This window comes from Nocardioides lijunqiniae, assembly GCF_015024225.1.
GTDB lineage: Bacteria > Actinomycetota > Actinomycetes > Propionibacteriales > Nocardioidaceae > Nocardioides > Nocardioides lijunqiniae.
In genome coordinates, this window is the sequence record NZ_JACJGM010000001.1 from 300488 (window position 1) to 326442 (window position 25955).

General features: G+C 73.9%; 26 protein-coding genes. 12 read left to right on the top strand and 14 right to left on the bottom strand.

Annotated elements, in window-relative coordinates; all coding sequences use genetic code 11:
- Window positions 1–18: 18 nt before the first annotated feature.
- The gene (locus IRQ30_RS01400; RefSeq protein WP_193606604.1) at window positions 19–336 is read right to left on the bottom strand and encodes a DUF4235 domain-containing protein; all 318 of its coding nucleotides are present in this window, start codon (window positions 334–336) and stop codon (window positions 19–21) included.
- Between the two features lie 85 nt (window positions 337–421).
- Here IRQ30_RS01400 and IRQ30_RS01405 point away from each other — a divergent pair, with 85 nt between their 5' ends.
- The gene (locus IRQ30_RS01405; RefSeq protein WP_193611262.1) at window positions 422–3784 is read left to right on the top strand and encodes a BTAD domain-containing putative transcriptional regulator; all 3363 of its coding nucleotides are present in this window, start codon (window positions 422–424) and stop codon (window positions 3782–3784) included.
- On the opposite strand, the gene IRQ30_RS01410 is transcribed toward IRQ30_RS01405, so the two are convergent.
- From IRQ30_RS01410 to IRQ30_RS01425, 4 genes are read right to left on the bottom strand one after another with little or no spacing between them, the layout of a single operon-like run.
- Window positions 3772–4128 carry a thioredoxin domain-containing protein gene (locus IRQ30_RS01410; protein ID WP_193611263.1) on the bottom strand — a complete coding sequence of 119 codons (357 nt, stop codon included), beginning with the start codon at window positions 4126–4128 and terminating at the stop codon, window positions 3772–3774. The two genes, IRQ30_RS01405 and IRQ30_RS01410, sit on opposite strands and share 13 nt — an antisense overlap.
- Window positions 4125–4841, bottom strand: a complete 717-nt coding sequence (locus IRQ30_RS01415; protein WP_193611264.1) for a hemerythrin domain-containing protein — start codon at window positions 4839–4841, stop codon at window positions 4125–4127. Before IRQ30_RS01415 ends, IRQ30_RS01410 begins: the two co-directional genes overlap by 4 nt.
- On the bottom strand, window positions 4838–5317 hold the full coding sequence (locus IRQ30_RS01420) for an SRPBCC family protein (protein ID WP_193611265.1): 480 nt from the start codon (window positions 5315–5317) through the stop codon (window positions 4838–4840). The genes IRQ30_RS01415 and IRQ30_RS01420 overlap by 4 nt, the downstream gene beginning before the upstream one ends.
- Window positions 5314–6555 carry a PD40 domain-containing protein gene (locus IRQ30_RS01425; protein ID WP_193611266.1) on the bottom strand — a complete coding sequence of 414 codons (1242 nt, stop codon included), beginning with the start codon at window positions 6553–6555 and terminating at the stop codon, window positions 5314–5316. The genes IRQ30_RS01420 and IRQ30_RS01425 overlap by 4 nt, the downstream gene beginning before the upstream one ends.
- Before the next feature lie 168 nt (window positions 6556–6723).
- On the opposite strand from IRQ30_RS01425, the gene IRQ30_RS01430 reads away from it, so the two are divergent.
- The gene (locus tag IRQ30_RS01430) at window positions 6724–8331 is read left to right on the top strand and encodes an Ig-like domain-containing protein (protein WP_193606598.1); all 1608 of its coding nucleotides are present in this window, start codon (window positions 6724–6726) and stop codon (window positions 8329–8331) included.
- Between the two features lie 18 nt (window positions 8332–8349).
- Here the strand turns inward: IRQ30_RS01430 and IRQ30_RS01435 are convergent, their stop codons facing one another.
- Together IRQ30_RS01435 and IRQ30_RS01440 are read right to left on the bottom strand one after the other, a co-directional pair.
- Entirely contained in the window at window positions 8350–8754 is a 405-nt protein-coding gene (locus IRQ30_RS01435; RefSeq protein ID WP_193611267.1) for a pyridoxamine 5'-phosphate oxidase family protein, read from the bottom strand.
- A 53-nt stretch (window positions 8755–8807) separates the two neighbouring features.
- Window positions 8808–10517 (bottom strand): dolichyl-phosphate-mannose--protein mannosyltransferase, encoded by a 1710-nt coding sequence (locus tag IRQ30_RS01440; RefSeq protein ID WP_338089515.1) that lies wholly within the window; start codon window positions 10515–10517, stop codon window positions 8808–8810.
- Between the two features lie 39 nt (window positions 10518–10556).
- Here IRQ30_RS01440 and rsmI point away from each other — a divergent pair, with 39 nt between their 5' ends.
- From rsmI to IRQ30_RS01475, 7 genes are all read left to right on the top strand, one after another.
- Window positions 10557–11408, top strand: coding sequence for a 16S rRNA (cytidine(1402)-2'-O)-methyltransferase (rsmI, locus tag IRQ30_RS01445; RefSeq protein WP_338089516.1), 852 nt, complete (start codon window positions 10557–10559; stop codon window positions 11406–11408).
- Entirely contained in the window at window positions 11405–12244 is an 840-nt protein-coding gene (locus IRQ30_RS01450) for an alpha/beta fold hydrolase (protein WP_193611269.1), read from the top strand. The genes rsmI and IRQ30_RS01450 overlap by 4 nt, the downstream gene beginning before the upstream one ends.
- Window positions 12241–13131, top strand: coding sequence for a TatD family hydrolase (locus IRQ30_RS01455; RefSeq protein WP_338089517.1), 891 nt, complete (start codon window positions 12241–12243; stop codon window positions 13129–13131). The genes IRQ30_RS01450 and IRQ30_RS01455 overlap by 4 nt, the downstream gene beginning before the upstream one ends.
- 199 nt (window positions 13132–13330) lie before the next feature.
- On the top strand, window positions 13331–14464 hold the full coding sequence (locus IRQ30_RS01460) for a transglycosylase family protein (RefSeq protein ID WP_338089518.1): 1134 nt from the start codon (window positions 13331–13333) through the stop codon (window positions 14462–14464).
- A gap of 30 nt (window positions 14465–14494) precedes the next feature.
- Window positions 14495–15358: a 16S rRNA (adenine(1518)-N(6)/adenine(1519)-N(6))-dimethyltransferase RsmA gene (gene rsmA / locus IRQ30_RS01465; RefSeq protein WP_193611272.1), complete on the top strand. Its 864-nt coding sequence runs from the start codon at window positions 14495–14497 to the stop codon at window positions 15356–15358.
- Between the two features lie 5 nt (window positions 15359–15363).
- A complete protein-coding gene (locus tag IRQ30_RS01470; RefSeq protein WP_227466843.1) occupies window positions 15364–16296 on the top strand; it encodes a 4-(cytidine 5'-diphospho)-2-C-methyl-D-erythritol kinase in 933 nt (310 codons plus the stop codon).
- Window positions 16289–18061: an ABC-F family ATP-binding cassette domain-containing protein gene (locus tag IRQ30_RS01475; protein ID WP_193611273.1), complete on the top strand. Its 1773-nt coding sequence runs from the start codon at window positions 16289–16291 to the stop codon at window positions 18059–18061. Before IRQ30_RS01470 ends, IRQ30_RS01475 begins: the two co-directional genes overlap by 8 nt.
- 63 nt (window positions 18062–18124) lie before the next feature.
- On the opposite strand, the gene IRQ30_RS01480 is transcribed toward IRQ30_RS01475, so the two are convergent.
- Window positions 18125–18610: a MarR family winged helix-turn-helix transcriptional regulator gene (locus tag IRQ30_RS01480; RefSeq protein WP_193611274.1), complete on the bottom strand. Its 486-nt coding sequence runs from the start codon at window positions 18608–18610 to the stop codon at window positions 18125–18127.
- 65 nt (window positions 18611–18675) lie between these two features.
- Between IRQ30_RS01480 and IRQ30_RS01485 the strand changes: the two genes are divergently transcribed.
- Together IRQ30_RS01485 and IRQ30_RS01490 are read left to right on the top strand one after the other, a co-directional pair.
- Window positions 18676–19467: a trans-aconitate 2-methyltransferase gene (locus tag IRQ30_RS01485; RefSeq protein ID WP_193611275.1), complete on the top strand. Its 792-nt coding sequence runs from the start codon at window positions 18676–18678 to the stop codon at window positions 19465–19467.
- On the top strand, window positions 19464–19853 hold the full coding sequence (locus IRQ30_RS01490) for a VOC family protein (RefSeq protein WP_193611276.1): 390 nt from the start codon (window positions 19464–19466) through the stop codon (window positions 19851–19853). Before IRQ30_RS01485 ends, IRQ30_RS01490 begins: the two co-directional genes overlap by 4 nt.
- Window position 19854: 1 nt before the next feature.
- Here IRQ30_RS01490 and IRQ30_RS01495 read toward each other — a convergent pair whose 3' ends face one another.
- On the bottom strand, window positions 19855–20892 hold the full coding sequence (locus IRQ30_RS01495; protein ID WP_193611277.1) for a phosphotransferase family protein: 1038 nt from the start codon (window positions 20890–20892) through the stop codon (window positions 19855–19857).
- Window positions 20889–21995 carry a TIGR03857 family LLM class F420-dependent oxidoreductase gene (locus tag IRQ30_RS01500; RefSeq protein WP_193611278.1) on the bottom strand — a complete coding sequence of 369 codons (1107 nt, stop codon included), beginning with the start codon at window positions 21993–21995 and terminating at the stop codon, window positions 20889–20891. Before IRQ30_RS01500 ends, IRQ30_RS01495 begins: the two co-directional genes overlap by 4 nt.
- A 76-nt stretch (window positions 21996–22071) precedes the next feature.
- Here IRQ30_RS01500 and IRQ30_RS01505 point away from each other — a divergent pair, with 76 nt between their 5' ends.
- A complete protein-coding gene (locus IRQ30_RS01505) occupies window positions 22072–22551 on the top strand; it encodes a hotdog fold domain-containing protein (RefSeq protein ID WP_193611279.1) in 480 nt (159 codons plus the stop codon).
- A gap of 3 nt (window positions 22552–22554) precedes the next feature.
- Here the strand turns inward: IRQ30_RS01505 and IRQ30_RS01510 are convergent, their stop codons facing one another.
- From IRQ30_RS01510 to IRQ30_RS01525, 4 genes are all read right to left on the bottom strand, one after another.
- Window positions 22555–23424: an ABC transporter permease subunit gene (locus tag IRQ30_RS01510; RefSeq protein ID WP_193611280.1), complete on the bottom strand. Its 870-nt coding sequence runs from the start codon at window positions 23422–23424 to the stop codon at window positions 22555–22557.
- Window positions 23424–24107, bottom strand: coding sequence for an amino acid ABC transporter permease (locus IRQ30_RS01515; protein ID WP_193611281.1), 684 nt, complete (start codon window positions 24105–24107; stop codon window positions 23424–23426). The genes IRQ30_RS01510 and IRQ30_RS01515 overlap by 1 nt, the downstream gene beginning before the upstream one ends.
- An 81-nt stretch (window positions 24108–24188) precedes the next feature.
- On the bottom strand, window positions 24189–25082 hold the full coding sequence (locus IRQ30_RS01520) for a glutamate ABC transporter substrate-binding protein (protein WP_193606583.1): 894 nt from the start codon (window positions 25080–25082) through the stop codon (window positions 24189–24191).
- 12 nt (window positions 25083–25094) lie between these two features.
- Window positions 25095–25871, bottom strand: a complete 777-nt coding sequence (locus IRQ30_RS01525) for an amino acid ABC transporter ATP-binding protein (protein ID WP_193611282.1) — start codon at window positions 25869–25871, stop codon at window positions 25095–25097.
- Window positions 25872–25955: the final 84 nt, after the last annotated feature.

Sequence of the window (25955 nt, forward strand, 5' to 3'; positions counted from 1 at the left end):
GCAGGTGGGCGGCGTGGGTCAGGAGACCGGCGTGGGAGCGTCCTTGTCCTGGCCGTCGCGGCGCAGGCCCGGGGGAAGGTGGCCGGTCTGCTTGGCGTAGACGTGCGCCGCCTGGCGCGTGGCGAACATCCGGGCCAGGGCGATGAGCGTGCCGCTCACGGCGGCCCACGCCACGGCCTCCCAGACGTTGACGTCGGGGTCGGCCGGGTTGGCGGGCGGGTTCTTGCCCGTCGCCGCCTTCCACGAGGCGTTCAGCCCCTTCTTCGCCATGGCGGCGGCGCCGAGGGCGGAGGCGAGCGAGACGGCGGTGAAGAGCTTGGAGCTGTCGGAGGCCATGGTCAGAGGTACCCAGGTGCTCGCGGTCGCATCCGAGTGGCGAAAAACCTCCGCGGTCACGACCTCGGTTTCCTAGGGTGGGGCGGTGCAGATCGCCGTCCTGGGACCCGTCGAGGTGCGAGACGGCGGTCGCGTGGTCGATCTCGGCACCCGGCGTCAGCGGGCCATCCTGGCGGCGCTCGCCATCGCTGAGGGCGCGCCGGTCCCGACCGGGACCGTCATCGCCCGGGTGTGGGGCGAGCACCCGCCCGCGGGGGCGCTCGCCACGCTGCACGGGTACGTCGCCGCGCTCAGGCGCGTGCTGGAGCCCGACCGCGCCCCTCGGGAGGCGCCCCGCGTGCTGGTCACCGTCGACGGGGGCTACGCGCTGCACGCACCCCGGTCGGAGCGCGACGTCTCCGTGCTCGAGCAGGCCGTCGCCGGGGCGAGGGCCCTGCTGCAGGACGTGCCCGACCCGCTGCGGCCGCGGCCGGGTGGTCGGGGCGAGGACCCGCTGCTCCGGGCCTCCGCCGTGCTCGACCGGGCGCTGGCGCTGTGGCGCGGCGAGCCCTACCCGGAGCTGGGCGACGACCCGACCGCGGTGGCGGAGCGCGCGCGGCTCGGCGACCTCCTCGCCGCGGGTCAGGAGCTGCGCGTGGTCGCGGCCCTGGCGCTCGGCCGGCACGCCGAGACGGTGCCCGAGCTGAGGCGGATGACGTCGGCGCACCCGCTGCACGAGCGGTGGTGGGCACTGCTGGCCGTCGCGCTCGCGCGCAGCGGACGACAGGCGGAGGCGCTGTCCGCGCTGCAGTCCCTGCGCGGCCTGCTGGCCGACGAGCTGGGGGTGGATCCCAGCCAGGCGGTGCGCGAGCTGCACCTGGCGATCCTGCGCCAGGACGCCTCGCTGGAGTGGGGTGACCGCGGGGCGAGCGCCCCGACGGCCGGCCTGGACCGGACCGAGGTCGCGCGCCAGGGCCGCTTCCGGGAGTCCCCGCCCGTGCCGCGCTGGCCGCTGGCCGGCCGTGCCGCCGAGACCGCCCGTCTCGGTGAGGTGCTGGCGGACGCCGCCGACGGGCGCCCGCACGTCGTCCTGCTCACCGGAGAGGCCGGCGTCGGGAAGTCGCGTCTGGCCCACGAGGTCGCGCTCGCGGCCTTCGAGCAGGGCTTCACCGTCGCGGTGGGCCAGTGCTCCGTGGACGGGCCGCCTCCGCTGTGGCCGTGGCGGTCCATCGCGACGGCGCTCGGCGAGCAGCTCCCCGACCCGCCCGAGGTCCAGGGACTGCTCGACACCGCGTCGGCCACGGACTTCGCGACGTGGGACGCGGTCGCCCGGGCGTTGTGCGGCACGGCGCGCACCAGCCCGCTGCTGCTGGTGATCGAGGACGTCCAGTGGGCCGACGAGCCCACGCGCCGGCTGCTGGCGCACCTGCAGTCCGTCGCCCGGCACGAGCGGCTCTGCGTGCTCGTGACGGCGCGCGTCGACTCTCTCACCGACCAGGCCGTCAGCGGCCTGGCCGCCGAGCTGGCCCGCGGCCAGACCGTCCGCCTCGACCTGGGCGGGCTCCCGGAGGAGGATGCCGCCGCCCTCGTCGAGACGGTGGCGGGCGCCGCCGACCCCGGCTCGCTCCGCGCGCTGTGGGAGCGCACCTCCGGCAACCCCTTCTTCCTCACCGAGCTCGCGCTCTCGGGCGGCACGCTGTCGGGCTCTCTGTCCGACGTGGTCCTCAGCCGCCTGCGAGCGCTTCCCGAGACCACCGGGGCCGTCCTCGAGGCCGCTGCGGTGGTCGACGTCGTCTTCGACCTGGACCTGCTCAGCCTGATGGTCGAGCGCACCCCGGACCAGACCGTGGAGCTGCTGGGCCCCGCGCTCGAGGCCGGTCTCGTGGTCGACGAGGGCCGGGTCCACGCGGCCTACCGGTTCTCGCACGGCGTGGTGCGCGAGGCCCTGCACGACCAGCAGGCGCAGCAGACGCGAGCGGGCTGGCACCGCGCGGTCAGCCGGGTCCTCGAGGGCCACTCCGGGCTGCGCCGGCCCGACCAGCGAGCGGCGCTCGCCCACCACTGGGAGCTGGCGGGCTACGCCCATGTCGGGGAGGCGTGGCGCTCGGTGCTCGTCGCCGCCGAGCAGGCGCGCCTGGACGGCGCCTACGACGAGGAGGCCCGGCTGCTGCGCCGCGCGGTCGGGTGGCAGGAGCTCGACCTCGGCAGCGGCGACGACCAGCGCTTCGAGCTGCTGATGATGCTCGCCGACGCGTGCCGCTGGAGCGCCGACTGGCAGGGCGTCTCCGACGCCGTGGACGACGCGGTCTCCGTGGCCGAGCGGCTCGGCGACCCGGTCCTCGCGGCGCGTGCCGCGATCTCCACCATGGAGGGGGCGCTGTGGCAGGTGCGACCGTTCGGGGTGGTGCACCGGCCCGTCGTCGAGGCGCTGGAGCGTGCGCTGGTCGCGCTCCCGGAGGCCGAGCGCGGTCTGCGGTGCCGGGCCCAGCTGGCGCTGGCGATGGAGCTCTACTACGGCGGCGACTCCCCGCGCATCGACGCCCTGGTGGCGGAGGCCCTGGCCATCGCCGAGGCCGAGCACGACGAGCCGCGGCTGCGTGCGGTCGCCTACCTCGGCGCGTTCTCCGCGCGCTCGCGCGCCGACGCGGTGCTCGACCGCGCCGGCTACGTCGCCTCGGCGCGCGCGGCCGCCGAGGCGGCCGGCGACACCCGCCTGCGGCTGCTGGCCGACGCGCTGGGTGTCTCGGTGGCGAGCGAGCTGGGCGACGCCGCGGCCGTGCGCGCGGCGCTGCCGCACCTGAGCGACCAGTGCCGCCGACGTGGCCTGGCCACCGCGGAGGCGTTCCTCCGCGTGCTGGAGGTGCCGTGGCTGACGATGTGGGGAGAGCTGGAGCAGGCCGACGCGTCCCTCGCGCGGCTCGGCGAGCTGGCGCAGCGGCTCCGGATGCCCAACCTGGTCGACGCGCTGACGGTGACGACGGTCGCACGGGGGATGCTGGCCGGCGACTACGACCGGCTCGTGGAGACGATGGCCGACCTCGCCGGCGACACGACCATCCCCGCGGGACCCGTGGCCGTGGTGGTGCTCCTGCGCGCCGGTCGGGTCGAGGCGGCGCGCGCTCTCCACGAGCACCAGGGTGTCGATCTCGCCGGCGGCGACGTGCTCACCACCTTCGTCGGCCTGGTGTACGCCTGCCTGGCCTGCGAGATCGCCCTGGGGCTCGGGGACAGCGACCTCGCCGCGGCGGCGTACCCCCTCGCGGCGCCGTACGCCGGACGCATGTGCGCGGCCGGGAGCGCGGTGCCCCTCGGGCCGGTCGACGCCTTCCTGGCCTGGGGCGCGGCCGCGCTGGGGGACCACGAGGCGGCGTCGGCACACGCCGACGCCGCCGTCGCCCTCGCCCGCGAGTGGGGGCTGGCGCGGGTGGAGGCCGAGCTGCTGGCGACGCGGCGCCGCTACACGATCTGACCGGCGCGGCGCCGGTCGTCGGGCGCGAGCGTGAGCAGCAGGTCGCGCACGGTGCGGCGTGGGCGTGCGCCCACGATGGAGAGCACCAGCTCGCCGCAGTCGAAGACCAGCAGCGTGGGGAGCCCGGTCACCCGGTAGGCGGCCGCGGTCACCGGGTGGGCGTCGACGTCCAGGCGGACGAACTGCATCCAGTCCAGCTCCGTCGCCAGCTCGTCCAGGACCGGCCCGACCTGGCGGCACGGCCCGCACCAGTTGGCGTGGAAGTCGACGAGCACCGGCGTCACCGAGCCCAGGACCACGTCGCCGAAGTCGGTGTCGCCGACCGGGGTCACGATGCCGTTCACGCGCCCACGCCCGCGGGCACGTGGGCGAAGGCCGCCCGCTCCAGCCGACCGAACCGGGGTCGTCCCAGGCGCAGCACGGCCCGGAGCACGAGGCCCGCCTCCGCCAGGAGTGGACCCGACACGTCCTCCGGCAGGTCCTCCACGCACCAGGGCAGCAGCCGCAGCAGGTCGCCGGGGGCCAGGCCTCCGCGGAACTTGCTGCGCTCGACGTCCGACCACTCCTCCCCGGGCACGTAGCGCTGGAGGATCGCGATCGCGTCGCGCTCCTCGTGCCCGAGGTGGGCGCCGAGGTCGTCGCGGGCCCGCGCCAGGTCGGCGGCGAGCCCGGCGCGCACCGTCGCGGACGGCGCGCCCGCCAGCGAGGAGAAGCCGCTGTGGACCGCCTCCAGCAACGGGTCGATGGCGGCGTGCTCGGACTCCATCGCGTCCAGCACGCGGGCGGCGGCGCGGTCGCCGGCGGTGTCTACCTTGGCGCGCAGCAGCGGCCAGAGGTGCTCGTCCTCCTTGTGGTGGTGGTCGTGGAGCAGGCGGGCGAACAGGTCCCAGCGCTCGAGCAGCGCCCGCCAGGTGCGGCGCTCGTCGAGCGGGGTGAGGTGCACGGCCTCGACGAAGCGCCTGAGGTCGCGCCGGAAGCCGTGGTGCAGCACGTACATCATCGACAGGTCGGCGGGGCCGGTCGGGGCGGCGGCCTGGCCGGGGAGCAGCGTGGTCACGGGTGGACTCCTTCGGAGGGTCGGTCGCGGTGCTGGAGGAGCACCTGCGGTAGGCGGAGCAGGTCCGCGTGGTCGGCGCGGCGGTAGGAGGGGGTGAGCACCGGCGCGAAGGGGCGCAGCGCCCCCACCAGCCGGACGTGCGTGGTCGTCGTGACCTCGCAGTGCTCGTCGTCGACGAGCGTGACCCGGCGGGTGCCCCTCACGAGCACCGCGCCGGACCCGCCGTCGTACGACGCACTCAGGGGGGTGGTGCGTCGTACGACGGTCTCGGTGCGGAAGGTGAGCCCCGCGAAGCGGAGCTCCTCCCGCAGGACCTGACCGGGGATCGCGCGCCCCGGCGGATCACAGGTGAAGCGCAGGACCTGGGCGCGCCACTGCGGGTCGTTGCCCCAGTCCAGGACGTAGTCGGCGACGACGCCGGCGGGCAGGGGCACCCGCACCGAGGACGCGAACGTCGCCTCCCGGCCGGCGCTCATCGCCGCACCCGCACGGGGCGCGAGGTCGCGGTGGCCGAGCCGTGCCCGGCCTTGCGGGCGGTCGCCCGGACCGTGAGGACCCTGCCGCGGTCGCGTCGGGCGACGCGGTGCGCGGCTCCTCGGCCGACGACCTTGCCGCCGCGCAGCCACTGCAGGACCACCTGTGCCCCGGGCACGTTCCAGGCGCCGGGGCGGGCGCGCAGGGTGCGGCCCACCACCGCCTTGCCGGAGATCGCGGGTCGCCGGGTGCTGCGCAGCGCCACGGGCGCCGGTGCGGTCAGCGTGGCGGGGGACCAGTGCGGCTCGGAGCCACCCGGCAGCACGAGCCGCGACGGGACGGAGCAGTCGCGGGCCCCGGAGCGGGTCCAGATCCCGTCGCTCTCCTGCCAGGCCAGCGAGTCGCTGTCCGGCGCCCAGGTCGGGTGGGTGATGCCGGAGACCGGCCCGACCTGGCACAGCAGGTCCGGAGCAGCAGGTGGGGGGCCGCTGCGGGCGTCGCCGGACACCGCGAACCACACGAGGCTGGGCGGTCCGCCGTCGGCGAAGATCCCGGCGAGCAGACGCCCGTCGCGGCTCAGCTCGGTGTCGTCGAAGTCGCCGGTGGAGGCGCCGAACCAGTGCTCCGGCGCAGACCCGAGGTCGTGGAGGTTGACGTGGGAGCCGGCGCCGCCGTGCTGCAGGGTCCGCCCGTTGCCCACCCACGAGGGATCCCAGAAGAACGTCGTGGCGTGCGGCGCCGGGTCGGTGAGCCGGTCGGCGGCGGTGTAGCCGGTGGCGGAGCGGAAGCCGGTGCCGGGGCCCAGGTGCCTGGTGAAGGTGTAGGCGATCCGACGGCCGTCGGGGGAGATCGCCGCGTCGACGGGCATGCCGTCGATCCGGGTGCCCATGGACGTCGGGAGCGACCCGGGGTTCAGCCGGTTCAGGACGCGGCCGTGCTGGGTCATCCGGACCAGGTCCTGGACGTGGGTCGCGACGACGGTGCCGGCATCGGACTGCGTGGGGGAGCCGTAGGGGAAGGCGGCGGTCCCGTCGTGGGTGAGCGGACGGGCGCCGGAGCCGTCGCCCCGAGCGATCCACACGTCGTGGGACCGGATGAAGACGATCGTGCCGGCGGCGGTGCCGGTGCGCGAGGCGCCGGCGCCGCTGCCCGGGACGTGCGCCGAGGACGGGCCGGGCGCCGCGCCGAGCGCGGTCAGCGCCACGACGCCGGCCACGAGGGCCTGGGTGGTGCGGGACATGGGTGCTCCAGGGAGGTCGGTGACTGGTCGGTCCGAGAGTGGGCCGGGCCCCTGGGGTCGCACTGGGACCGCTCTGGGAGCGGTCCGGAGCGGCGTCCCAGCGGCGTCCCAGGGCTGCCCCAGCGGCCCCGCGCACGCTCGGGCCTCCTCCACCAGAAAGAGACGGACATGTCTGCACCTCCGACCCCTTCCCGTCGCGGCGCCCTCGCGCTGCTGGCCGGCCTCCTGCCGCTCGCCACCGTGCTCGGCCTGCTTCCGGCGGCCTCCGCCGTCGCCGAGCCCCCCGGCGGCGGCGAGGCGCCTCCCCTCGTCGTGACCGTCACCAAGACCGAGGACCCGCGCTACGGCGACGACCTGGTGTTCAGCGTCCGCAGCACCGGCAGCGAGCAGACCGCCACGGTCCTGCAGGGCGACGAGGTGCTCGCGTCGAAGGAGATGGCGGCGAACACCGCGCGCTTCGCGATCCCGACGCTCGGTCGCTTCCGGGCCGGGACCGAGTACCGGCTGAAGGTCCTCGTCGCCACCGAGACCTCGTCCGGGGAGAGCCAGCTGACGGTGAGGCCGTGGTTCATCGGCGCCCATGTCACCGTCGCCAGCCCGACGATCAGCTACAGCGCCCCGCTCTTCGGGGACCTGGTCCCGGACCGCGACACCGCGGTCGAGCCCGGTGGCGGCACCATGTCGATGTTCCAGGGCGGATCGGTGCGCAGCACCTACGCCATCCGCCGCGACGGCACCTTCGCGCTACGGGACCTGGGCATGACGCCGGGCGCCTATCCCCAGGCCCACGTGTACTACTCCGGCGACGCGGACTACGGCGCGACCTCGGTCGGCATGGGCTCGTTCCTCGGCGAGGTCACCGTCGTCAGGATGCCGACGACCACCGCGGCCGGCATCAGCAGCTCCGTGGTCACCCAGGGCGACCCGGTCTCGATCCTGGGGTCCGCGCGCTCCGCGGACCCGGGCACCGTGGCCGACGTCGAGGGCGACCTCGTCGTGTCGGCCGCGCCGGTCGGCTCGCAGGACTTCACCGAGATCGCCCGCGCTGCCTACCCCGGCGGCAACCAGGCGCTCGGGGTCCCGCTGACCGAGTGGGCGAGCGGGCGCACCGGCAGCTGGACGATCCGGGTCGGGCACTCCGGCACCGACATCTCCTCGCCCTCGGTCGCCGAGGACCTGCGGCTGAGGATCGACGCCGCGAGCGCCGTGGCGACGTCGACCGGGCTCACGCTCGACCGCACCACGACGACGGCGTACGGCGCCCCGGTCACCGCCACGGCGCGGGTGACCTCGGCCGACGGCAGCGTCCCGTCCGGTGACCTGGCCTTCGTGGTCGGCGGCGCACGCGTCGCGACCGTCCCGGTGCGTCCCGACGGCAGCGCCGTCGCGAGGATCCCGGCCGGTGCCGCCGGCACGCGCGCGGTGTCCGCGACGTACTTGGGGACGTCCACCCACGCGGGGTCGTCGAGCCGGGTGCTGCCGGTCCGGGTGGCCAGGACCGGCTCGCGCACCACCGTCGCCGCGGCGAAGGTCCGCGCGCGCAGGGCCCGGCTCGGCATCCAGGTCGCGTCGACGGCGCCCGTCGCCGGCACGGTGGTGGTGCGCCTGGGCAGCAGGGTCGTCGCCCGAGGGGTGCTGAGGACGTCCGCTCGCGGTCGGCTGGTGCTGGTGACCAAGCGCCTTCCGGCCGGACGGCGCACGCTCGTCGTCAGCTATGCCGGCTCGCGCGACGTGTCGCCGTCCCGGTCCCGCCGGCTCGTGGTGCGGGTGCGCTGACGCGGGTGCGCCGCCTCCTCAGACGGCGGAGGAGGACATGAAGCGCTCGACCTCGATGCGGATGGCGACGCGGGTGGGGTTCTCGCGGGGGGTGCGGTAGCGCGAGGCGTACCGCTCGCAGGCGCGGGCCACCGACGCCGGGTCGCTGACGACGGTGGCGTGCCCCTCGAGGGTCGACCAGCGGCCGCCGTCGACCTGGCACGCGGCGACGATGCCGCCGCCGGCGACGTTGCGGGCCTTGCGGGACACGTCGTTGGTGATCACCCAGGCGCAGCGCTGCTCCACGTCGAGGGCCACCCCGACCGGGACGACGTGGGGCCGGCCGTCCGGCCGCAGCGTCGTGAGCGTGCACAGGTGCCGCTCGGTCCAGAAGTCCAGCAGCGGCTGGGGGAACGCGTCCCAGCCGGGTCGCCACGAGGTCATGCCGAGAGCCTAGGGCCTCGTTGACGTGCCCGTCGGCCCGGCTGGGAGGGGCCTCAGATCCAGCGCTTGAACCAGATCCGGTCCAGCCACTCCCCGCGGGTGAGCAGCTCGTCGGTGTAGATCGGCCAGAACCACGCGAAGTTGACCAGCACGAGCACGAAGAACGACCCGGCCACCACCACGCCCGCCGTCCGTCGCGAGGACGGCAGCCGCGAGGGCCCGATCAGCCGACCCATCGCCAGGGTGATCGCGACGACGATGAACGGCAGCATCGCCACGGCGTAGAAGAGGAAGATCGGCCGGTCGTCGTAGCGCAGCCAGGGCAGCCAGGTGGAGGCGGTGCCGACCACCGCGAACCCGAAGCGCCAGTCGCGCGCGCCGACCCAGCGGACCACGGCGTAGAGCAGCGCGAGGATCCCGCCCCACCACAGCATCGGCGTCCCGAGGAGCAGCACCTGGCGCAGGCACGTGCTGTCGGCCGGGGCCTGGCAGCCGCCGGTGCCGGGCTTGATGTCGGTCTCGGCGGCGACGCCGACCGGTCGGTTGAGCAGGAGCCAGCCGGCCGGCTGGGAGCGGTAGGGGTGGTCGCTGCAGTTGAGGAAGTGGGTGTGGAAGGTGAAGAGGTCCTGGTGGTAGCTCCACAGCGACCGCAGCGACTGCACCGCCTCGGCCGGCCCCGTGGCGTCGGGCTGCGAGGCCGTCGGCCAGCGGTCGTCGTCGAGCGTCGGCTCGTCCTCGCAGGTCGCGCCCTCGGCCACGAACCGGGTGTACTGCGTCGCCGAGAGGTGCTCCTCGTACTCGCCGGCGTGCATCAGCCACCCGGTCCAGGTCCCGACGTAGACCACGAACGCGACCAGGACCAGCTGCGCGAACGCCGGCAGCCCGTCGACCACCGCGGAGCGCAGCACCGGCCAGCGGACCCCGAACGAGCGGCGCGCGCCGGCGCTCCAGAGCCAGACCATGATCCCGAACGCCGCCAGCGGCACCGCCGCGGTCCACTTGGTCCCGACCGCGAGGCCGAAGAAGACGCCGCCCAGCACCAGCCACGGCCGCAGCAGGAGCGGCCGCACGGGTCCCCAGGAGGAGGGGCCGAGGGGCCCGTCCACGGCGGCCGCCATCCGGGCGCGGTACCAGTCGCGGTCGACGACCAGGCAGGTCACGGCGCAGAGCAGGAAGAAGGCCAGGAAGATGTCGAGCAGCGCCAGCCGCGAGAGCACGAAGTGCAGGCCGTCGAGGCTGAGCAGGAGGCCGGCGACGCAGCCGAGGGCGGTCGAGCCGGTCAGGCGCCGCACCAGCCGGCACATGACCAGCACCATGAGGGCGCCGACCACCGCGGCCGAGATCCGCCAGCCGAACGGGTCCATCCCGAACGCCTTCTCGCCCAGCGCGATGACCCACTTGCCGGCCTCGGGGTGGACGATCATCGACGGGTCGTCGGTCCAGACCCCCGAGGTCTTGCCGTCGAGGATCAGCGTGTCGGCGTCCTCGACGTACTCGCGGACGTAGCCGTGGTTGGCCATCGACCACGCGTCCTTGGCGTAGTACGTCTCGTCGAACTCGAACTCCTTCGGCGTGCCGAGGTGCCACAGCCGGAGGAAGAGCGCGAGCAGCGTGACGCCGAGCGCGGCACCCCACGAGGTGAGCGGGTCGTCGAGGTCGCTCGGCCACCGGGGACGTCGCGCCCGCTCGCGGGCGAGCGGCACCGGGCGGCCGTCGACGGTGGTGGACAACCCCTCGCTCGGAGCGCGGTCGACGGTCGTCACGGGGCAGGACTCTACGTGCCGCGGTGGCATGATCGCCGCGTGACGAACGACGAGCGCGGACCCGGGGTGCTGGTGCTCGCCGCGACCCCCATCGGCCGGGTGGCGGACGCGCCGCCGCGGCTGTCGGAGGAGCTGGCGGGAGCCGACGTCGTCGCCGCCGAGGACACGCGTCGGCTCAAGCGGCTGACGTCCGACCTGGGCGTCACGGTGACCGGTCGCGTCGTCTCCTACTTCGAGGGCAACGAGTCGGCACGCACCCCCGTGCTCCTGGAGGCGCTGCTCGAGGGGCGGCGCGTCCTGCTGGTCACCGACGCCGGCATGCCGAGCGTCTCCGACCCCGGCTACCGCCTGGTCGCCGCCGCGGTCGAGGCCGGGGTGCTCGTCACGGCGGTGCCGGGACCCTCCGCGGTGCTGACCGCGCTCGCTGTCTCCGGGCTGCCGGTCGACCGCTTCTGCTTCGAGGGCTTCCTGCCGCGCAAGCAGGGGGAGCGGTCGCGGCGGCTGGCCTCGCTGGCGGGGGAGGAGCGCACGATGGTCTTCTTCGAGGCCCCGCACCGCACCGAGACCGCCCTGCGCGCCATGGCCGAGGCCTGGGGCGAGGACCGGGCTGCCGCCGTGTGCCGCGAGCTCACCAAGACCCACGAGGAGGTGCGCCGCGGACAGCTCGGCGAGCTCGTGGCCTGGGCGGGCGAGGGCGTGCGCGGCGAGGTCACGATCGTGGTCCAGGGCGCCGACGGCGGGCCGACGGTGGCCTCCGACGAGACCAGCCTGCGCGATGCCGTACGGGAGAGGGAGGATCGGGGCATGACCCGCAAGGACGCGATCGTCGAGGTCGCCAAGGAGGCCGGCGTGCCGAAGCGCGAGGTCTACAACCTGGTGCACGGCGCATGACCCGGCGCATCCGCACCCTGACGCGCGACGGGCTCGCCTTCGACGTCCTCGACGAGGGACCGGTCGACGGCGACGTGGTCGTGCTGCTGCACGGCTTCCCCGAGCGGGCCACCTCGTGGCGCCACGTCGCTCCGCTGCTGCACGCCGCGGGCCTGCGCACCCTCGCGCTCGACCAGCGGGGCTACTCCGAGCGCGCGCGTCCCTCGGGGCGACGGGCCTACCGTCTGACCGAGCTCGTCGACGACGTCGCCGCGCTCATCGAGCGCGTCGGTGGCTCGGCCCACGTGGTCGGGCACGACTGGGGCGCGGCGGTCGCGTGGGGGCTGGCCGCCCGGCGCCCGGTGCTGGTGCGCACGCTCACCGCCGTGTCGGTGCCCCACCCGGCGGCGTTCCAGAAGGCCGTGCTGAGCTCGGCCCAGGGGCTGCGCTCCTGGTACATGCTGCTGTTCCAGGCGCCGTACGTCGTGGAGCTCGCGGCGCGCCGCCGAGGGGGACCCTTCGACCTGGGCCTGGCCCAGGCCGGCATGACCCGCGAGGAGGTCGCCCGCTGCCGCCGCGAGGTCGTCGACACGGGCGCGCTCACGGGCGGCCTGTCGTGGTACCGCGCGATCCCGTTCGTCGACCGCGAGCTCGCCACCCGGCACACGACGGTCCCGACGACGTTCGTGTGGAGTGACGGCGACACCGCGATCGACCGCCGCGGCGCCGAGCTCACCGCGTCGTACGTCGACGCGCCGTACTCGTTCGTGGAGCTGCCCGACGTCACCCACTGGATCCCCACCCAGGCGCCCGAGCAGCTGGCGAGCGCCGTGCTGGACCGCGTGTGGTCGGTGTGACCGAGGAGCCCACCCGCAGTCGCGCGGCCACGGAGGAGCGGAGCGGCAGCCGTCGCGACCGCGAGCGGCCACCCGCGCCCGAGCCGCTGCCGCACCCCGTCGTCGACAACCACTGCCACCTTGACATCGCCGACGGCGACCGGGTCCCGACCGCCGACGCGATCGCGGCGGCCGCCGCGGTCGGGGTGCCGCGCATCGTCCAGATCGGCTGCGACCTCCCCGGCGCCCGCTGGGCGGTCGAGGCGGCGGCGGAGCACGCGGCCCTCGTCGCGGGCGTCGCGCTGCACCCCAACGAGGCGCCCCGCCAGGCGGAGGCCGGCACCCTCGAGGAGGCGCTGGCGGAGATCGAGTCGCTCGCCCGCAGCCACGACAAGGTGCGGGCGATCGGCGAGACCGGCCTCGACCACTTCCGCACCGGCGAGGAGGGTCGCGCCGCCCAGGTGGAGTCCTTCCGCCGCCACATCGACCTCGCCAAGCGACTCGACAAGACGCTGGTCATCCACGACCGCGACGCCCACGACGAGGTCCTGGCCGTGCTCGACGAGGAGGGCGTGCCCGACCGGTGGGTGATGCACTGCTTCTCCGGCGACGCCGGCTTCGCGCGCCGGTGCCTCGACCGCGGCGCCTACCTCTCCTTCGCCGGCACCGTCACCTTCAAGAACGCCCAGCCGCTGCGCGACGCGCTGGTCGTGGTGCCCACCGACCGGCTGCTGGTCGAGACCGACGCGCCGTTCCTGACCCCGACGCCCTACCGCGGGCGGCCCAACGCCTCCTACCTCGTCCCCCACACGATGCGGGCCATGGCCGAGGTGCGCGGGGATGACCTCGAGGCGCTCTGCGCGGCCGTCGACGCCACGACGGAGCGCGCGTTCGGCGGCGCCTGGTAGCCCTGAGAGGGCTGCTGAACGCCGAGATCTCGGTCACGCGGGCCCCTCGGAGGAACTGCCAGGGTTTGCCATCGGGCCCGGGGCGCTGGTGTGCTGGAACGCAGACGGCCGGGATCGGGGGAGGTTCTGGCCAGCGCTCACCACCTGCTGCACCCGCGCTGGCGCCCCGAGGACCGGAGAGAACGACGGTCGGAGCAACGTGACCCCCAGCACCACCCGCACCATCGGCACCATCCTGCGCAGCCGGCGCGTCCTCGTGACGCTCGCCGTCGTGGCGGCCCTGGCGGTCGTCGGCACGACGTTCGGCTACGCCTCCCTCGGCACCACGCTGCGGGTGTCGGTCGACGGCCAGACCCGCGAGGTCACGGCGTTCGGCGACACCGTCGGCGAGGTCCTCGACGCCGAGGGCATCGAGGTCGGCGAGCGCGACGTCGTCGTGCCGAGCCTCGACGAGGAGGTCGAGGACGGCAGCCTGGTGAGCGTCAAGTACGCACGACCGCTGCAGGTGGTCGTCGACGGCGTGGAGCAGACCCACTGGGTGACGGCCACCGACGTGACCTCCGCGCTGGGCGAGATCGGCATGAGCGTCACCCGCGACGCCGCCGTCTCCGTGAGCCGCGGCGCCGAGATCGACCGGGAGGGCCTCGAGCTCGAGGTCGTGACCGCCAAGCGGCTGACCTTCGCGGTCGCCGGCCGCAAGCCGGTCACCCGCCGGGTCACCGCCCTGACCGTGCAGGAGGCGCTCGGCGAGCTCGGCGTGCCCATCCAGCGCACCGACCAGGCCGAGCCCGGCCTCGGGACGGTCGTCGAGGACGGCGACAAGATCGTCTTCACCGACATCCGCGTCGTGCGCAAGAGCGTCAAGGGCGAGCCCCTGGGCTTCTCCACGATCGAGCGCGAGGACGACACCAGCACCGAGGGCGAGACCACGGTGGTCCGCGAGGGCCGCGAGGGCAGGCGCAACGTGACCTACCGCCTGGAGTACCGCAACGGCGAGCTGACCGTGCGCAAGGTCTTGCGCCAGCAGGTGCTGCGCAAGCCCGTCGACAAGATCGTCGAGGTCGGCACCGCGTCGGCCTACGAGTCCGGCAGCACCGTCTGGGACTCCCTCGCCCAGTGCGAGTCGGGCGGCAACTGGGCCATCAACACCGGCAACGGCTACTACGGCGGCCTCCAGTTCAACCTCGGCACGTGGCAGGCCTACGGCGGCACCGGGCTCCCCAGCCAGAACAGCCGCGAGACCCAGATCGCCGTGGCCACGCGCCTGCGCGACGCCACCGGCGGCTACGGCTCCTGGCCCGGCTGCGCGGCCAAGCTGGGGCTCCCCACCTGAGCCCGACCAGCGGCCACTACCGTGGCCGTCATGTCTGACACCTCTGCCGGTCCGAGGCTTCTCGGGCCGGCAGAGGTGCGTTCGCTCGCGGCCCGCCTCGACCTGCGCCCCACGAAGCAGCGCGGGCAGAACTTCGTGATCGACCCCAACACCGTGCGGCGCATCGTCCGGGAGTCCGGCATCGGGCCCGACGACGTGGTCGTGGAGGTCGGCCCCGGCCTGGGCTCGCTGACGCTGGGGCTGCTCGGCGTGGCCTCGCGCGTGGTCGCGATCGAGGTCGACGAGTTGCTGGCCGGGCTGCTGCCCGAGACCGTGGCGACGTACGCCCCCGAGCAGGCCGACCGCTTCGAGGTGCTCCTCGACGACGCCATGCGGATCGCCGCGCTGCCCGGACCGGCGCCCACGGCGCTGGTCGCCAACCTGCCCTACAACGTGTCCGTGCCGGTGCTGCTGCACCTCCTCCAGCTGCTGCCCTCGCTCGAGCGGGGCCTGGTGATGGTCCAGGCCGAGGTCGCCGACCGGCTTGCGGCGGCTCCAGGATCCAAGGTCTACGGCGTCCCGTCGGTCAAGGCCGCCTGGTACGCCGACGTCCGCCGGGCCGGTGCCATCGGGCGCAACGTCTTCTGGCCGGCGCCGAACGTGGACTCCGGGCTGGTCGCCTGGAGCCGGCGCGAGCCGCCGGCCACGACCGCGACCCGCGAGCAGGTCTTCGCCGTGGTGGACCTGGCCTTCGCCCACCGCCGCAAGGTGCTGCGGGGCGCGCTGCGGCCGCTGGTCGGCTCGGCCGAGGACGCCTCCGCCGCGCTGGAGCGCGCCGGTGTGGACCCGATGGCCCGCGGCGAGTCGCTCTCGGTCGTGGAGTTCGCGCGGATCGCCGAGGTGCTGCACCCGTGACCGCCATGACCACGCCCACCGGTGCGCCCGTGACGGTGCGCGCCGCCGCGAAGATCAACCTGCACCTCGGGGTGGGCGCCGCCCGCGAGGACGGCTTCCACCCCCTCACGACCGTCTACCAGGCCGTCGGCCTCTGCGACGACGTCACCGCGCGCGACGACGAGCCCGGCTGGGACCTGCGCCTGCAGGTCGCCGACTGGGTCGACGCCGGCGCGATCCCCGTCGACAGCGGCAACATCGTCACGCGCGCCGCCTCGCTCCTGGCCCGCCACCACGGCGTCGCCGCCGACGGGCACCTGCTCATCGAGAAGGCCATCCCGGTGGCCGGGGGACTGGCCGGCGGGTCCGCCGACGCCGCCGCCGCGCTCGTCGCGCTCGACCGCCTCTGGGACGCCCAGACCAGCGACGAGGACCTGCTCGCGATCGCGGCCGAGCTGGGCAGCGACGTCCCGTTCGCGCTCCTGGGCGGCACCGCCCTCGGCACCGGTCGCGGCGAGATCGTCACGCCCCTTCCCGACGCCGGCACCTGGTGGTGGGTGCTCGTGCCCAGCCTCGAGGGCATGTCGACCCCGGCGGTCTACGCCCACTTCGACAAGCTCTTCCCCGACGCCTCGCCCACCCCGCCGCCGGCCGACGAGCTCGTCGCCGCCGTGGCCTCGGGCGAGCCGCACCGGCTCGCGCGGCTCCTGCGCAACGACCTGCAGCAGCCGGCGATCGACCTGCGCCCCGACCTGGGGGCGCTCCTGGACCAGGGCGAGGAGGAGGGCGCGCTCCGCGGCCTCGTCAGCGGCTCCGGCCCCACCTGCGTCTTCCTGTGCGAGTCCGCCGACCATGCCCGCGACCTGGCGGGCGCGATGATGAGGCTCGGGCACGGCGTCGTCCTGGTCGCCAACGGTGCGGTCGCGGGCGCCCACGTCGTCGGAGGACACCATGGCTAACCTGCTGAACCTCGAGCGCGTCTCCAAGTCCTACGGCGTCCGGCCGCTGCTCACCGAGGTGTCGCTCGGCATCGGCGAGGGCCAGCGCATCGGCATCGTCGGTCGCAACGGCGACGGCAAGACCACGCTGCTCGAGGTGATGATGGGCCTCGAGGAGCCCGACAGCGGGCGGGTGTCGCGCCAGCGCGGCCTGCACGTCGGGTACCTCCACCAGGGCGACGAGCTGGTCGACACCCACACCGTGCGCGAGGCCGTGCTCGGCGGCCTCGCCGACCACGAGTGGGCGGCCGAGCAGCGCACCCGCGAGGTCGTGGAGACCCTGCTGGCCGGGGTCTCCCTGGACCGCCCGGTCGTCGGCCTCTCCGGCGGCGAGCGGCGCCGCTGCTCGCTGGCCGCGCTGCTCCTGGGCGACCACGACCTGATCGTGCTCGACGAGCCCACCAACCACCTCGACGTCGAGGCGGTCGCCTGGCTGGCCGCTCACCTGTCCGCGCGGGAGTCGGCCATGGTCGTCGTCACCCACGACCGCTGGTTCCTCGACGAGGTGTGCCAGTGGACGTGGGAGGTGCACGACGGCGTCGTCGACGCCTACGAGGGCGGCTACGCCTCCTTCGTGCTCGCCAAGGCCGAGCGGCAGCGCCAGGCCTCCGCCTCGGAGGCGCGCCGCCAGAACCTCGTCCGCAAGGAGCTGGCCTGGCTGCGCCGCGGCCCGCCGGCCCGGACCTCGAAGCCGCAGTTCCGCATCGACGCCGCCAACGCGCTGATCGCGGACGTCCCGCCGCCGCGGGACCGGCTGGAGCTGCAGCGGTTCGCCTCGCAGCGCCTCGGCAAGGACGTCGTCGACATCGAGGACGTCGACCTGGTGCGCGGCGACCGGACCCTGCTCTCGCACGCCACCTGGCGGCTGGGCCCGGGTGACCGGGTCGGCATCGTCGGGGTCAACGGCGCCGGCAAGACCTCCGTCCTGAGCCTCATCTCGGGCGAGCTCGCGCCGCAGTCGGGACGGGTCAAGCACGGCCGCACGATCGCGCTGAAGCACCTCTCGCAGCAGCTCGACGACCTCGACCCCACCGGCCGCGTGCTGGAGACGGTCGAGAAGGTCAGCCGCGTCACCCGCACCCGCGACGGCGAGATCACGGCCACCTCGATGCTGGAGCGCTTCGGCTTCACCGGCGACAAGCTGACCACCCGCATCGGCGACCTGTCCGGTGGCGAGCGGCGCCGCTTCCAGCTGCTGCGGCTGCTGCTCGACGAGCCCAACGTGCTGCTCCTCGACGAGCCCACCAACGACCTGGACATCGACACCCTCAACGTCCTCGAGGACTTCCTCGACGGCTGGCCGGGCACGCTGATCGTGGTCTCGCACGACCGCTACTTCCTCGAGCGCGTCACCGACTCCGTCTGGGCGCTGCTCGGCGACGGCAAGATCTCGATGCTGCCGCGCGGCGTGGACGAGTACCTCGAGCGGCGCACGGCGTCGCTGGCCGCGGCCGCGGCTCCTTCCGCCGCCCCGTCCGGTGGTGCGCCGCCCAAGCGCAAGCTGGGCGGCGCCGAGGAGCGCACCGCCCGCAAGACGCTGGCCCGGCTGGAGAAGCAGCTGGCCCGCGTCAACGCGCGCGAGGCCGAGCTCAACGCCCTCATCGTCGAGCACTCCCAGGACTACGCCCGCGTCGCCGAGCTCAGCGCCGAGCTCCAGACGCTGCTCGCGCAGAAGGACGGCTTCGAGCTCGAGTGGCTCGAGGCCGCCGACATCCTCGAGGGCTGAGGTCCCGCACGGGGTTTCGAGACAGGCGCTGCGCGCCTTCCTCAACCCCCGGGGCCGATCGACTCAGGCGTACGGCGCGAGCAGCGTGCGCAGCAGGCCGGCGAGCCGCTTCTGCTGGGCCGGCGCGAGGTCGGCGAGCAGCGCCCGCTCGGCCTCGAGCAGCGCCTCGAAGGCGGCGTCCACGGCGGTCTTGCCCTCGCGGGTGAGCCGGACGATGACGCCGCGCCGGTCCTCGGGGTCGGGGTAGCGCTCGACGAAGCCGCGCGCCGCCAGCCGGTCGACGCGGTTGGTCATCGTCCCGCTGGTCACGAGCGTCTCGCGCAGCAGGCGCCCCGGCGACAGCTCGTACGGCGCACCGGCGCGGCGCAGCGCCGCGAGCACGTCGAACTCCCACGACTCGATGCCGTGCGCGGTGAACGCGGCGCGGCGGGCGAGGTCGAGGTGGCGGGCCAGGCGGCTGATCCGGCTGAAGACGGCGACCGGCTCGAGGTCGAGGTCGTCGCGCTCGCGCGCCCACGACTCGACCAGCTCGTCCACCTCGTCCCGCATGGCAGCAGCGTAGCGGATGCGTCGAGAATCTTGACATCGAGATAAATGGGTCGCACGATGGACCGATGGCACCGACGCACACACCTACCCACACGTGGGACCCGGACCGCTACCTCACCTACGCCGACGAGCGCGGGCGCCCGTTCGTGGAGCTGCTCGGCCGCGTCGACGCGAGCGCGCCAGGCCGCGTCGTCGACCTCGGCTGCGGCCCGGGCAACCTCACCGCCCTGCTCGGGCGACGCTGGCCCGACGCGCACGTCGTGGGCGTCGACTCGAGCGAGGAGATGATCCGCGCGGCGCGGGAGGCGCAGCCCGACGCGCACTTCGAGGTCGGCGACGTCCGCACCTGGCAGCCCCCCGAGGGCGGTGTGGACGTGCTGGTCAGCAACGCCACGCTCCAGTGGGTGCCCGGCCACCTCGAGCTGCTGCCGCAGCTCGTCGACGCGGTGCGCCCCGGCGGGTGGCTGGCCTTCCAGGTGCCGGGGAACTTCGACGAGCCCAGCCACACCCTGCGCGCCGCGCTGGCCGGCGAGGCGCCGTACGCCCCGCACGTGCAGGGCATCGCGACCCCGGCCAGCCACGACCCGGTCGTCTACCTCGACCGGCTCGCCGCGCTCGGCTGCGAGGTCGACGCGTGGGAGACGACGTACCTGCACGTCCTCACCGGCGAGGACCCGGTCTTCACCTGGGTCTCGGCCACCGGCGCCCGCCCCACGCTGCAGGCGCTGCCCGACGACCTGCGACCCGACTTCGAGGCGGAGTTCAAGCGACGCCTCCGCGAGGCTTACCCCGCGCGGGACGGAAGGGTCGTGCTGCCGTTCCGGCGGATCTTCGTGGTCGCCCGGCGCGCGTCGTGAGGCTCCACCACGTCCAGGTCGCCTGCCCGCCGGGCGGCGAGGACGTCGCCCGGCGCTTCTACGCCGCCGCGCTCGGCATGACCGAGGTCGAGAAGCCCGAGGAGCTGCGCGCCCGCGGCGGCGTCTGGTTCCGCGCCGTCGACGGCTCCGGGGGCGTGACCGCGGAGATCCACGTCGGCGTCGAGGACCCGTTCGCGCCCGCCCGCAAGGCGCACCCTGCACTCGTGCTGGAGGGAGCCGACGCTCTGGACGCCGTGCGACACCGGCTCGAGGAGGCCGGCTACGACGTCGACCTCAGCCAACGGGACACCTTCCCCGGCCACGACCGCGTGCACACGTTCGACGGGCACGGCAACCGTGTCGAGCTGCTGGTCGCGCGCGACTGAGTCAGACCAGCGAGAGCGTGCCCAGGTCGCGGATGGCGGCGCACGAGCGCGCCACCATCGTGGCGAACATCCGGTCGCCCCGCTCGCTGCGGGTCCCGTAGGCGCAGCCGAAGGTCGCGACGAGGGGGCCCTGGACCATCGCGAAGCGGTAGTCCTCCCAGCACTCCTCGAGGTCGTGCCCGGTGACGCCGTGGCCCAGCAGTGCCCGGTGGTACGCCGCCACGAGGTCGCGCTCGTGGGCCCGGCGCGCCTCGGGGTCGAGCGAGGTGCCCACGAAGTAGGCGAGGTCGCGGGCGGGCAGGCCCAGCGAGAGCGTCTGCCAGTCCAGCGCCACGGAGCCGGAGGCGCCGTCGGGGTGGAACATCAGGTTGTCGAGGCGGTAGTCGCCGTGCACGAGCGCGTAGCGCTCGCCGCGCGCGTAGCTCCACGGCCCGACCACCTCGGCGCACGCCCGCAGTGTGGCCCGGTCCTCGGGCGAGACCAGGTCGCCGAGTCCCTCGACGAACAGCTCGGTCGTCGAGGGGGCCAGCTCGGTGAGGAGGTCGATGTCCGCGGGCGACTGCAGCGTGAGGTGGTCGTAGTCCTGCAGGGTCGGGTCGCTCCAGCGCGGGCCGTGCAGCCCGGCCAGGTTGGTCACCGCGTCGCGTGCCTGCGCGACGGTGCAGCCGCCGATCTGGTCCCCCTGCACGGCGGGCGCCAGGTCCTCCATCACCAGGACGAAGTCGCCGCTGTCGGGCGTGATGGCCGCGTAGTGGCACGTCGGGACCCGCACGGCCACCGTCGGTGCGATGTCGGCGTAGAAGACCAGCTCGCCGCGGTAGGCGCCCGCGAGCAGGTCGCGCGAGCCCTGGTCGGCGGCGGGCAGCTTGACGAGGACCGAGGCGGGCACGCCGTCGCCGGTCAGGGTCAGGCGGTAGCAGGTGCCGATCTGGCCGGTCCCGACCGGCGTCGCCACCACGTCGTCGACGCGGCCGCCGAGTGCCTCGCCCAGCCACGCGGAGGTGAGCCCCTCGACCTCGGTGACGACCCCGGCGCTCATCGCGCCCACCCCGGGTTGGTCGGCAGCCCCTCGAAGCGCTCCCGGGGCCGGATCGCCCGCCAGGCCTCCACCACCGGCGCCAGCTCGCCGGGTGTCGCGCCGTGCAGCACGACGCTGTCCGCGCCGGCGTCGAGCTGGTCGAGCACCCGCCGCGCGCAGGCCTCCGCGCTCCCGGTCGCGGAGGCAGCCAGCCATTCGGCCGGCAGCACCTCGTCGCGCAGGTAGGTCAGCTGCTCGGTGGTGCCCACGGCGTCGAACGCGCCGGCGTACCCCTGCACGAGCGGGTCCTCCCGGAAGCGCTGCAGGTCCGCGAGGTCCCAGCCGTTGGCGCGGACCAGCACCTCGCCGTACCCCTGGAGGTACGTCGCCAGCCGGCCGACCAGCTTGCGCAGCGCGAGCTCCTCGGGCACCGACTCCTCGACGACGGCCAGCACCGCCCAGATCCGTACGGCGGACGGGTCGCGGCCGGCGGCCGCGGCCGACTCGCGCACGGTGCGGACCGAGCGCGCCAGCGTCTCGTCGCCGAGGAAGGTGTGCAGGACGACCCCGTCGGCCACGCGGCCGGCGAGGGCCAACGACTTCTCGCCGATCGCCATCATCAGCACCGGGACGTCCTCGTCGAAGCTGCTGTCCTGGCTGAGGTAGGGGTAGCTCCCGGCCGGCCCCTCGTGGCCGAACGCCTCGCCGTGCCACAGCCGCCGGTAGATGCCCACCGCGTCGGTCATCTGGGCGCCGGTGACGCGGGGGAGTCCCATCACGTCGAAGAGCAGGTCGAAGCCGCGGCCCAGGCCGAGCGCGTAGCGGCCGCCGCTCATCCGGTGCAGCGTGGTCGCCATGGTGGCCGTCACGAGCGGGTGCCGGGTGTTGTGGTTGGTGGCGGCCGTGGCGACGCCGATCGTCGTCGAGGCCGCGACCGCCGCGCCGGCCAGCACCGCGGCGTCCTTGACGTTGAACCGCTCCGAGAGGAACACCGAGCCGATGCCCAGCCGCTCCGCCTCCCGGACCTCGCCGATCAGGTCGGCCGGGGAGGCGCTGTGGCCGGCCAGCCCGTAGCAGGCGAGCTCGGGCAGCTCCTGGCCGTCCGCCGGTGTGGTGTGCGTCACGCTGGCGGACGCTAGCAGGACTTGACACGTGTCAGGTGGGGCCGTGAGAAGTTACCGACTGGTAACGTCTGGCCGCATGAGCCAGGTCCTCACCCTCTGGAAGCGCGCCAACGCCCTGCCCCTGCTGGGCCCCGCCGTGGGCCGGCGCGTGTTCTCGCTCGCGTTCAGCCAGCGCGCGCCGTACTTCGCGACGATCCGCCCGCGCTTCGTCGACATCCGCCCGAACCGTGCGGAGCTGCTGATCCCCAAGCGCCGCGGGGTGCACAACCACCTCGGGACCGTGCACGCCATCGCGCTCTGCAACGGCCTCGAGGCCGCGATGGGGGCGCTCGCCGAGGCGAGCATCCCGGCGGACCGGCGCTGGATCCCCAAGGGCATGGAGGTCGCCTACACCGCCAAGGCCACCAGCGACATCACCTGCGTCGCCGAGACCGACCCCGAGCAGTGGACCTCCGACGACCCCGACCTCCCGGTCCGCGTCCGCGGCGTCCGCGACGACGGCACCGTGGTGGTCGAGGGCGTCATCCGGCTCTGGGTGACGCCGAAGACCCGCTGAGGGCTAGACGAGCGTCCGGTCCGGAGTCGGGCCGCCGACCATGCCGACCTCGAGCGGCTTCCGCTGACCCACCAGCTTGTGCTGCACCCAGGTGGCGACCAGCGTCAGCAGGTAGTTGACCACGATGTAGAGCAGCGCCATGACGAAGACCGTCTGGATCTGGTTCTGGAAGCCGTTGTAGATGCTGCGGCCCACGGTCGAGAGTCCGATGGCCCCGATCGCGTAGCCCAGGCTGGTGTCCTTGAGCGCGACCACGCACTGGCTGATGATCGCCGGCAGCATGATCTTCACCGCCTGCGGCAGCAGGATCAGGCTCATCACCTGGGTCTTGCGCATCCCGATCGCGTACGCCGCCTCGGCCTGTCCGCGCGGCACCGCGAGGACGCCGGCGCGGAACACCTCGGCGAGCACGGCGCCGTTGTAGACGGTCAGGGCGGCCACGACGCTCCAGTAGGCGCCGGTCGTGCCGTTGCTGACGCCGCCGGCGACCTTCACCTCGTAGAAGAAGAAGATCATCATCAGCAGCACGGGCACCGCGCGGAAGAACTCCACGACCGCCCAGCACGGCCACCTGACCCAGGCGTGCTCGGAGAGCTTGCCGACGCCGAAGACGACCCCGAAGACGACGGCGAAGATGATCGAGGTGAAGGCCATCTGCAGCGTCTTGAGGAGGCCGTCGACCAGCAGCGCCTCGATGTACTTGGGCGTGAGCAGCGGCTCCCACTTCACGTAGGCGAACTGTCCGGTCTGCTGCAGGCGCAGGGCGATGAACGCGAGGACCGCGAGCAGCGACAGCGACGCGACCAGGGTGTAGATCCGGTGACGCCGGACGGTCTTGGGACCGGGGGCGTCGAAGAGGACGGCGGCGGCCACTACGCGACCCTCCAGCGGCGCTCGAGGCGCGCGGAGGCGAACGAGAGCACCTCGACGAGCACGACGAAGATGAGTGCGAAGGCCACGAAGATCTCCGTCCGGGAGCTGGCGTAGTCGTTGGTGAGGCCCTTCATGCGGGCGAAGGCCTCGAGCACGCCGAGGACGCCGCACACGGTGGTGTTCTTGAGCATCGCGATCTGCACGCTCGCCAGCGGCGGCACGGAGGCGCGCATGGCCTGCGGCAGGACGACCTCGCGCATGACGCCGCTGAACGGGAGGCCGATGGCGCGAGCCGCCTCGGCCTGGCCGAGGTCGACGGCGTTCACACCCGAGCGCAGGGCCTCGCACACGAAGGCGGTGGTGTAGACCGTCAGGCCCACCACGCAGGCGGCGTAGAGGTTGTTGAGGTTGAGGTCGCCGATGCTGATGTCGACGAAGCTCCACGTCAGCCCGATCTTGGGGCCGGCGAAGCGGAAGAAGATGATGACGATGAGCAGGGGGGTGTTGCGCACGAGGGTCACGTAGATCGCGGCGGCGCGGCTCAGGACGGCCACCGGGCCGACCCTCATCGCCGCCAGCAGCGTGCCGAAGATCCCGGAGAGCACGCCGGCGACGACGAACAGGCTCAGCGTGTAGCCGAAGGCCAGTGCGACAGCGCTCGCGTTGTCGAGCACGACGTCCATCGGGGCGCCCTTTCGTGCTGGTCGTGGTCGACGCCGGGACGAGCGGTGGTCCGCTCGTCCCGGCGTCGTACCGGTGTCAGGTCAGGCTGCGGGGCACGGGTCGAGGGCCGGGGGCTCCGGCGTCTCGGCACCGCTGCCGCCGAGCGTCAGCTCGAAGGCCTCGGCCCACGAGCCGTCCTCGAAGGACTCCTCGAGCACGCCGTTGATCCAGTCGCACATCTCGGGCGTCTCCAGGCTGTAGCCGACGCCGATGCGCTCCTCGGAGAACTCGTCGCCGACGACCTTGAGCTCGCCCTCGTTCTGGGCGGCGAGGCCCAGCAGGATCGAGCCGTCGGTCGACATGGCCTCGACGGTGCCGTTGAGGACGTCCTCGGCGCACTGCGAGTAGGTGTCGGCGGGGGCGCCCTTGGCGCCGGCGGCCTCGACGTTCTCCAGCGAGGTCGAGCCCGTCACGGAGCAGACCGTCTTGCCCTTGAGGTCCTCGATGCCGGCGATGTCGCTGTCCGCCTTCACCAGCACCTGCTGGCCGGTGACGAAGTACGGGCCGGTCTGGCCGACGACCTTGCGGCGCTCGTCGGTGATCGAGTACGACGCCAGCACGAGGTCGACGCGTCCCTCCTCGAGGTAGGGCTCGCGGTTGTCGGAGATGGTCTCCTCCCAGGTGACCGAGTCCGAGGCGGGGTCGATGCCGAGGTCGGCCACCAGGAGCTTGGCGACCTCCACGTCGAAGCCGGTCGGGACGTCGGAGGAGGCGTCCTTGAAGCCCAGGCCGGGCTGGTCGTACTTGACGCCGATCGTGATCTTGCCGGCCTCGGCGAGCTCGGCCATCTTCGTGCCCTCCTCGAACTTGCCCTCCTCCACCTCCTCGGCCTCGACGTCACGACCCTCGTCGTCGCTGCCGGCGTCGCCGCAGGCCGCGAGGCTGAGGCTCAGCCCGAGTACCGCGATGGCGGCCTTGATCCTCGTGTGTCGCATACGCAATCTCCTTCAGTGCTTGAGGATCTTGCCGAGGAAGTCCTTGGCCCGATCGCTCTGGGGGTTGGTGAAGAACTGTTCGGGGGTGTTCTCCTCGACGACCTGGCCGTCGGCCATGAACAGCACGCGGTCGGCCGCCGTCCGGGCGAAGCCCATCTCGTGGGTCACCACGACCATGGTCATCCCGCGCTCGGCGAGGTCGACCATGACGTCGAGGACCTCCTTGATCATCTCGGGGTCCAGGGCCGAGGTGGGCTCGTCGAAGAGCATGACCTTGGGCTCCATCGCCAGCGCGCGGGCGATCGCGACGCGCTGCTGCTGGCCACCGGAGAGCTGGGCGGGGTACTTGGCGGCCTGGTGGCCGATGCCGACGCGGTCGAGCAGCTCGTGGGCGCGGGCCTCGGCCTCGGCCTTCGGCTTCTTGCGCACCTTGATCGGTCCGAGCGTGACGTTCTCGAGGATCGTCTTGTGGGCGAAGAGGTTGAAGCTCTGGAAGACCATGCCGACCTCGGCGCGCAGGTTGGCCAGCTCCTTGCCCTCCTGCGGCAGCGGCTGCCCGTCGAGCGTGATCGTGCCCTTGTCGATGGTCTCGAGGCGGTTGATGGCCCGACACAGCGTCGACTTGCCCGACCCGGACGGCCCGATCACCACGACGACCTCGCCACGGTGGACGGTGAGGTTGATGTCCCGGAGCACGTGCAGCTGGCCGAACCACTTGTCGACCTTGTCGAGCACGACGAGCGGCTCTCCCGTCCCCGGGGTCCGTTCCTCGTTCTCCAGCGCAGTCATGCGGGGGACCCTAGCGGCACATAGTCCGATGGGGCCATGTCGAGACTGGGGTGTTGCAGACCCGTGACCCACGGGATTCGGGCG